The organism is Mesorhizobium sp. P3_A9, assembly GCF_056402975.1.
Window position 1 is genome coordinate 18150 of the sequence record NZ_JBFUGJ010000049.1, and the last position, 9003, is coordinate 27152.

General features: G+C 57.6%; 7 protein-coding genes. All 7 read left to right on the top strand.

Going from position 1 to position 9003, the window contains the following annotated elements:
- Window positions 1-143: 143 nt before the first annotated feature.
- Complete coding sequence (locus tag AC1DX0_RS10500; protein ID WP_477224197.1) at window positions 144-2303, top strand: GumC family protein; 2160 nt, start codon at window positions 144-146, stop codon at window positions 2301-2303.
- Window positions 2304-2318: 15 nt separating this feature from the next.
- Window positions 2319-2882: a transcription termination/antitermination protein NusG gene (gene nusG / locus AC1DX0_RS10505; RefSeq protein ID WP_477224198.1), complete on the top strand. Its 564-nt coding sequence runs from the start codon at window positions 2319-2321 to the stop codon at window positions 2880-2882.
- A gap of 377 nt (window positions 2883-3259) precedes the next feature.
- The gene (locus AC1DX0_RS10510) at window positions 3260-4891 is read left to right on the top strand and encodes a nucleoside/nucleotide kinase family protein (RefSeq protein WP_477224199.1); all 1632 of its coding nucleotides are present in this window, start codon (window positions 3260-3262) and stop codon (window positions 4889-4891) included.
- A 260-nt stretch (window positions 4892-5151) separates the two neighbouring features.
- On the top strand, window positions 5152-5595 hold the full coding sequence (locus AC1DX0_RS10515) for a GFA family protein (protein ID WP_477224200.1): 444 nt from the start codon (window positions 5152-5154) through the stop codon (window positions 5593-5595).
- A 73-nt stretch (window positions 5596-5668) separates the two neighbouring features.
- Entirely contained in the window at window positions 5669-6889 is a 1221-nt protein-coding gene (locus AC1DX0_RS10520) for a glycosyltransferase (RefSeq protein WP_477355256.1), read from the top strand.
- Between the two features lie 132 nt (window positions 6890-7021).
- The gene (locus AC1DX0_RS10525; protein ID WP_477355259.1) at window positions 7022-8389 is read left to right on the top strand and encodes a polysaccharide biosynthesis/export family protein; all 1368 of its coding nucleotides are present in this window, start codon (window positions 7022-7024) and stop codon (window positions 8387-8389) included.
- Window positions 8390-8598: 209 nt separating this feature from the next.
- A partial coding sequence (locus AC1DX0_RS10530; protein WP_477355262.1) for a sulfotransferase occupies window positions 8599-9003 on the top strand: 405 nt, incomplete at its 3' end.

Below are 9003 nucleotides of genomic sequence, written 5' to 3' on the forward strand. Positions count from 1 at the left end.
CCGCGAAGCTGTTATGTTTCGGACTGGCCGGCGATGCTACCGGTCGTCGGGCGGGAGCGATTTGGACATGTCGAATGGCGGGGACGAACCCTGTCACGTGTTTTCATTGCGCTTAAAGAGGCGGTTGCCCGAATTGTTTTGATGTGAAGCAAATTCAGCCGACGCTGGAGGGGCGGAGTTGCGCCGCTGATCTCAAGGATTCGGAAATGGCAAGTCCAACTGACAATCCGATCATAACCCGAGAGTTGCTACCGCTGGACGTGAGGGAAATCCTTGATTTCTTTCTCCGTCGATGGAAGCTTGTGTGCAGCATTGCAGTGATCACCTTCGGCATATTTGTGATTGCCGCCTATGTGCTTCCGCCATCGTATACAGGGGTTGCACAAATCTTACTCGATTCCCCAATAGACTATATGACTCCGCAGGATTATTCCAATTCCGATTTTGCCGACAATTCGACATTCGTCGAAAGTCAGATTGCGGTTCTGAGATCCGCATCGCTCCTTCAGAAGGTCGTCGACAGCGAAAAGCTGACGGAGGATCCCAAGATCGGGTTGGGGGCATTAGGATGGCTGCAACGCGCGCTCGGAGTCTCGCGTGTCGGGATGGCGGATGTTATTGAGATTTCAGTGACCGCTTACGACCCAGGAAAAGCAGCCTCCCTGGCGAACGCAATATCCCAGGCTTATCTGGCTGATCGCGTAAGGTCTCGCTACGAAGGGGCCAGGAAAGCGTCCACATGGCTCAGTGAGCGGGCCGCATCCCTGCGAGCGGAACTGAGCGTTTCGGAACAAGTCGTCCAGAAGTTTCGGATCGATCACAATTTGTTGGCGACGCCTGCAGGCAGTTTGACTGACCAGCAGCTGTCCGAATTGAATATCGCGTTGATTAACGCACGCGCCGAACTGTCGGAGAAACGGGCGCAATTTCAACAAGTTGACAAATTGCAGACTAGCGGCGGCGACATCCAGTCGATACCGGACGTACTGCAATCCGTGGTGATCAGCGCACTTCGGGCTCAGCTCTCTGGAGTGACACGACGGGAAGCCGACCTCAAATTGAAATATGGTGATCGGCATCCGGATGTCATGACTGCTCAGGCAGAGCGGCGCGACATCGAGGGACAGATTGCCGCCGAAGTCCAGCGTCTCATCGGCAATCTGAAGAATGAAGTCGATGCCGCAGAGGCCCGGGAAGCTTCTCTGGCTCGAGCCTTGGATTCAGTATCCAACCGGTCCGAAATCGAAGGTCAGGTCGGCGTTCAGTTGCGCGATCTGGAGAGGATTGCCGCCGCGAACAAGGAACTCTTTGAGACATTCCTGTCACGCGCCAAGCTCACCGAGGAGAAGTCCACCCTCCTCAACAGCGGCGTGCGTGTGATCACCGACGCGGGTGTTCCGGATTCGCCGAGCTTCCCGAATAGGCCACTTTTTGCGGCCATGGGACTTGTCCTCGGCCTCTTCGTCGGGGGGGCCGGCGCCGTTCTTCGTGAACTTTTCGCTTCCGGCTTCATGGCAAAGAAGCAGATAGAGGACGAGTTGGCCGTTCCTGTTCTTGCGTCCATGCCACGTATGCCGGGCTGGTCGAGAGACGCCCAGTCGCAGGCCCAGCCTGTGGCCTATCTCGAACGCAGACCACTATCCAGGTATAGCGAAGCCGTGCGGCGGCTTCGTCTGGGCATCGAGGCGACACCGGACCTGGTCCGATCCCCCCGCCTCATGCTGGTGACATCGGCGATGCCCGGCGAAGGGAAGACAACCCTGGTGTTGAGCCTGGCGTGCTCCGCCGCGGCCGACGGCGAACGGGTTCTGGTCGTTGATGCGGACTTGCGGCTTTCTGCTGCCACGGCCTTCTTCGGCATGGCGGATAAGGTCGGATTGGTCGACGTTCTGACTTTGCCGATGAGGGCTGCAAACGCAATTCATCGGGACGAACGCTCGGGGATTTCCCTCCTGCCCGCCGGTGCAAGGACACGGAACCCGCCTGCCCTTCTTGCTTCCGCGCGAATGCGCTCGGTCCTCGACGAGCTTCGCGGGAGATTCGACACGGTGATCATTGACGCACCACCTGTTGGACCTGCGGCCGATGCCTCGATCCTAGCGAGGTATGTCGACAAAGTCCTCTTTGTCGTGAAGTGGCGTGAAACCTCGCGCGAGGCCGTTGCCGAAGGAATTCGCCATCTTGGCGGCCGGTCCAAGATTGCCGGCATCGCCCTGACAATGGTGGAGGAACCAAAGCTGCCGAAATATGGCCGCTACACGTCCTTGGAAAGTAGTGTTTCTGACAGTTACTACCTCAACTAGAGAAAATATTTAGCCATGCAGCACGCTGACTCATCTCATATTCGCTCTCTCGAGCCGGTCGGAAACATTCACCACGGGGACGCCGCGCGCTGGTGCGTGGTCCAGACGCACCAACATTCGGAGAGCTTGGCGGAGCGGCACCTGTTGTCGCAAAACTTCCAAACCTATCTACCCATGCGAAGACGAACCGTCCGGCACGCGCGCATCGTCAGAACCGTCTCCAGTGCGTATTTCGACTGCTATCTGTTCGTCTCGCTGGCTGTTCATCAGCAGAGTTGGTACCCGATCAACTCGACCGTCGGCGTCCGAAAACTCGTGATGAGCAAAGGAATGCCGATACCGGCGCCATATGGTGTGATTGAGTCTTTGATCTCAGCAACCGATGACGACGGTATTTTGCACCCGGACATTCTATTGATGCCAGGTCAAAGAGTTAGGATAATAGATGGACCGTTTTCGGACCAGCTTGGCATTCTTGATCATGTCGGCAGTGCTGGAGCGGTCAGAATTCTCCTCGATATTATGAACCGGTCGATTCCAATTACGATCGACCGGGATAAACTTTCAGCAATTTCTTGAAGTCTATGCGTTAGTTTTCACCTAACAATTTTTGTGCGGAAGATGTCGAGACCATCGGGCAAGGAGGGACGAATTGGCACCCAATTCACCTTCGATGCGGCAGCTTGAAAAGCCGACATCCGAGCCTGCAGTCGCCATTGAGAACATTGGATGCTTCGTCTCACCGAAGCCGCCGCCAATGGATGGATGTGGTGCCAATTCGATGACTTTCCGGCGACGATCCGCGATTGACTCTCGATGCGATCAACTGGGGAAACCTCTTGCAACTTTCACGGAAATCCAAACCCGGGAGCCACCGTCCCGCAGACCCTGGAGCGCCTCGGGATGGCCTGCAGCCGCAACAATATCGTCGCTGGGCTCCAGAGGCCAAGGCAAGCATGCTGGCCGAAGCGTTGACGCCGGGGGCGAATGCTCCAGCGCCAGCCAGAGTGATTGGCGCAAGCCCGTCAGGTAGCAAAGCAGATGCAGATCTTACACAAACCGACGGAAGCGCCCCCATCCTGCCCCTCAAGACGGTGCCGTCCCTGCCGATCGCCACAGAAGTGTTTCGAGCATTCAATGCTGGCGGTCTGAGGTACGGAATAATTCAGGATCTCGCATCCCTGCAATACGGTCTTGCGGGCCGGGACGATCTGGATATCCTTCTGGACAAACACGACTACCCAGCCTTCTGCTCGATCGTGAGCAAGCTGCACGGCTGTCGCAGCGTGAGCCTGTCCTGCTACGACAATGTCTGCGCCGGCCGAGAGGACTGGTTCCTGCCCGACTTTTCGCATGGCCGCTATCTCCATCTCGACATGCATATCGGGGTCCGGGTCGGCTGGGAGTTTCGCAAGCGATATCCGGTATTCGATCATGCGGCGATTACACGATGGGAGTCGATTTGCGTGGACGGCGTATCGATCCCGGTCGTCTCTCCCGAAGACGAGATTCGGATAGCAATTGCTCGCTTCGCCTTTCGGGCCTGGGCACTGCCTTGGAGACAATGGATCACCATCGGGAATGGTTGGAAGGACCAATTTGCACGCCTGCCATTTCCGTCAGGCGAGCAAGGCTTGCATGTCGTGGAATACACGCTTGGCGGCGGGAGAATCGCGAGCTGCAGGCTTTTGCAAAGCGCCGGCGGTCTGGTCGTCCACCGCGGAGATCTTGCCGGACTGCGGCGTTCAATCCGGCAAATGTGCGGCTTCACGGGACGTTACGGAGTAGCCGACGCCGGCGTTCATTTGGCCCGCAAGACCTCGTATCTCGCATTGAGATCCCTTCAGCGATTGATGCCCGGCAGATTTCCACCAAAGAGACGGCCTGCGGCTGGTGGCCTTGTAGTGGCGCTCATAGGTCCCGATGGCATGGGAAAGAGCACTCAGGTTGATCGGCTGACACGGACATTTCGATGGAAATTCGGGTGTGCGCAAGCATATGTCGGAATCGGAGACGGCAATGGCTGGTGGCTTCGCAAAGCGTTGCAGACTGTGGTTTTTCCCCATAGACGCCGCCTTAAGTCCTTGGCCCAGCAAGGTGGCAACAATTCCACTAGCCGAAATTGGTCGAAGGGAGGAGTCGCTGCTGCCGCGTTGGCATTGTGGGCAGTTTTGATCGCGTTTGAGCGATACGCTGTCGTGAAACGTGCACATCGATGGGCGACGCGCGGCCTGATCGTCATTTGCGACAGGTGGCCGCAAGCGCTCGGCAGGGGATATCTGGACGGGCCAACCATCCCACCACACCTGTTCAGCGTCCCAGGCTTGTCAGCTCTCGCCCGGCTGGAGCAGAGCCTCTATCAGAAGATGGCAGAATGCCGGCCACACCTCACTATGCACCTGGTTTCAGATTTTGCCGTCTCCGAGCAGCGAAAGCCGGGAGAAATCAGGAAAGAAGCGTTTGATGCGCGGCTATCGCTGATGGCGGAACTGCGAGCCAAGGACAAGAACATCCAAACCATTGACGCGAGCGCCGGCATAGAGGCGGTCGGGCGGGAACTGTTCAGGCATATCTGGCTGTCTTTGTGAGAGGCAGGGCGGGCGGCTCATCGGCCAGTATCCCCAACAGACCCTGACGCGCGCCTTCCGCCATCGCGAATCGACTGGTGTTCCCTGCTAGGCGGCGGAAAGGCCACCGAACGCTCGCGCTCGATGGCGGCGCGCCGCTAGAGGCCGTTTTCATCCCGGGATCGGCATGGCGCTCTGACTTGAACGAGCCAATATGGCTCTGTTTCGGACGAGCACCTGTCCCACCCGGCCCGCAGCGTCAAGCATTGAGGGAGGTTGCCATGTCCGACACCATACGCAGGACCGGCAGTTGCCTATGCGGCGGCGTGCAGTTCTCGGTCCGCGGTCCGCCGCTCCGCATTGGTCTTTGCCATTGTAAGGATTGCCGCAAGGCCGGCGGCTCGACCTATTCGGCCTTTGCCATCTGGCCGCGCGATGCACTCGAGAAGACGGGCCTCGTCAGTTCCTATGGCATGCGCAGCTTCTGCCCGACCTGCGGCGGCCGCGTCGCTCGGATCGACGACAACGAGGCTGAAGTGATGATCGGCAGCCTCGACCTCGCGCCGACCGATCTCGTACCCGAATATGAATTGTGGATCTCAAGACGCGAAACCTGGCTGCATGCCTTGCCCGGCACCGAACAGTTCGAGCATGACCGGCCAACGGCGCACAACGTCGAAGTGCCGACGCCGAGGTCGTTGTCGGACGTCGATGCGGCCGCGTGAATTTGATTTTGCACTCAATCTTCCACCCGGACGCGCCGCCGCCGGATTTCAGGTCCCCTGGAGGTATTGGCAAATGAAGATCGTTCATGTGCTCACACGACTGCTTCGGGCAGGTTCCGAAGAGAACACATTGGCCTGCTGTCTAGCTCAGGCGCGGCACGGCCACGAAGTGCTTTTGGTCCACGGCGAGGAGTACGACCCGAGTTTGCGGACGTCCGTTGCCCAAGCCGTTCGGGTAGTGACGCTTGAAAAACTCATCAACTCCATTTCGCCATCCCGTGACATTTCTGCGTTCGGGCAACTCACTCGCCTTATGCGCGATTGGCGACCTGACATCGTGCATACCCATCAAAGCAAAGCCGGTATCGTCGGCCGGCTTGCTGCCAGGGAAGCCAATATTCCTTGCATCATCCATGGCGTGCACATTTTGCCTTTCGTGCATGTTGGCAACGCGCAGAGGCTGATATTTCTGGGCGCCGAACGCCTGGCCGCGAAGTTCACACAAGCTTTCATCGATGTCAGTCAGGCTATGCGCGACATTTGCGTCGCCAATCGTTTGGGCAGCGCCGATCAGCACCACGTCGTCCACTCCGGCTTCGATCTGCCACGCTTCGCGAACGCGCAATGGCCGCAAGAAGCGCATCTGCTCCTGGGGACGGCTGCCGGAGAGCCTAAGCCACCGGTGATCCTGATGCTGGCCGCACTGGAACCGAGAAAACGCCATGTAGAGTTCATTGAAACATTTGGGCAAGTCGTCGACCGAATTCCGAACGTGCGACTGATCCTGGCCGGTGAAGGACCGGCGCGGGCCACTATTGAATCGGCGATTGAACGATCCCCGTTCGCAAACAACATTCGCATGATCGGATACCATAGCGAGCCTGAGCGGMTGATCAATCTAGCAGACGTGTGTGTGCTGACGTCGATGCGAGAAGGACTGCCTCGCGTCATGATGCAGTATTTGGCGGGCGGTCGAGCCAGCGTGGTCTCGCATCTGCCGGGAGTGGAAGAGGTTGTGAAGCATGGCGTGAATGGAATTGTGACGCCCGCAGAAGACGTTGGCGCCGCAGCGGCTGCGATCGCCGACCTTCTCCAAAATGAGCACTACCGCACTCGACTGGCTGATGGCGCGAAACTCACCGACCTTTCATCCTGGGGGCTGGACGCCATGTGCGACAGGGTCGAGCTGATTTATCAGTCCGTTCTTGAGTCGGCCCTTTCAGCCGCAAGGCCAAACGACGTTCGAATCCGCGATGGCCGCGCCAAGCAAACCTTGGGACTGCACGGATTCTGATCCCTTTTGCTCGTTCGACCGAGAGCGGATTTCCAAGGCTTACTTCTCGAACCCACAAATACCCTGCTGTCACGCACCAGCCGACGAATGTCGATTGGTCTTGACGGCAAGCAAGACAACCGGAGTACAACGATGTGTGCTGACCAGCAATTTCCTTCCCAGCCTTTGCGAATGAAGGATTGGGGCCGACGGCTTTTTCCCAGATCCGAACCAGCGGCCGGCCGTATGCTCGCAATGATTGGTGGCCTCGCCATTGCCTTTGTTCTGCTCACGGCAGACGCATCCCGTGCCGATGGATATACATTCGACACCGGCGATGTCCTGCGGGTAACCGTGATTGGCGAGGAATCCTATCCGCTGGAAGTCGTGGTCGATGATCGGGGCTCGATATCACTTCCCATGCTGGGCGATATCCAAGCGCGCGCCCTCACCACCGTTGCCCTTTCGCAGGCCATTCAGCGTGCATTTCAGCAGCAGAAGCTCATCCTCGAGCCCTTTGTGAAGGTGGAGATCGGTCAGTACCGGCCATTCTTTATTTCCGGAACGGTGGCTCATCCTGGATCGTACCCGTTTCAACCCGGAATAACGGTTCGCCATGCACTCACCATAGCCGGCGGCTTTCGGGCTACCGTCGTGGGAAACACGGAGCCGGCCCTGCAAATAGCTGATCTGCGCAGCGCACGCGCAGGTCTGGCGATCGAAGAATATCGTCTGAAGGTTCGGCTCGCCCGGCTTCAGGCGGAAAGCCGGGCGGACAAATCCTTCGTTGCTCCGGCGGATCCGCCGGTCGAGTTTGGCGGACACTTGATTGCCGACATCATAGCGTCCGAACAAGCGCAACTGGACGCCYGCCTTACCGCATATCGGGACGACATTTCTTACCTGGATGTCTCGTTGGATCGGGCCCGGAAGGAAGTTGATATGGTCGCTGCCACGCGAAAAGAGAGGGAAAAGACCGCGAACATTCAACTTGAAGAACTGCAGTCTGCCCGGTCGCTGCGGGAAAAAGGTCTGATAACCAACTCGAATGTCATGACGGCGGAAAGAGCCCATACGAGCTATCGCGCCGAACTTGCGCAGACCGAACTGCAGCAGGAGCAAGCGCAGCAGGCGATGCTGAACTCGGAGAGCGAGCTGAGAAAAAAGAAGCAGAGTTATGAAATGGACTTGATCTCACAAACACAGGATACGCAGGTCGAGCTGGGAAAAGTTCAAAGTCAAATAAGGTATGTTGCCGACAAGCTTCTCTTTATCTTCACATATGGCGAACAGAGGACCTTCGACGACCTGCAAGGCTCTGTGAAGATTTTGATTTTCCGGCGCGACCAGAAAGTCGCCCACGACATCGTCGCCGATGAAAACACGGAAGTCAAAGCTGGCGACGTCATCGAGGTTTCGCTTGTGGCCAACAAGGGGTTCTACGCACCGGACACGTTGGGAACAATAGCGGCACCAAATGCCGAAGGCCCGGCACTTCAGCCAAGCATTGTCGGCCAATAGCACCAACGGGTGTCCGCTCCATCACTCCGGGCGGCCGATGTCGAAACGGAGCAGAGCGGATACCTCCTCCGTACAGCGGCGCGCCGCAAGACGTTGCGTCGCGCCCAGCGCCGCCTTCCCATCGTCCGATCGCGCATCGCGGGTGCAATCCGCAGCTTGTCGTGCGGATCGGCGCAATCCTGGCTCACCTTTAGCGACGGAGACTTATGATGACAGAAAAAGAGCTGAAACCTCCGATTTTTCTGATCGGCAACTATCGGTCGGGGACCACAATCGCACAAAAATTGATCGGGCTGCACCCCGACATCGTTACCTGGTACGAGCCAAAAACATTGTGGCTATATGCCGATCCGGCGCGGCGTCATGACGAATTCGTCGAAACCGATGCCACCGATAGGGTCGCTCGTTACATTCGCGGCCGGTTCCTCGATTATCAGTCGCGGCACGGCGACCGGCAAATCATGGAAAACACACCTGCCAACGTCTTGCGCGTACCGTTTGTCCACGGGATTTTTCCGGAGGCTATATTTCTCTATATTACGAGGAATCCATTTTCTTACATAAGCTCAATGGAGCTTAAGTGGCAGAGAGCGAAGTCTATCAAGGGACTAATA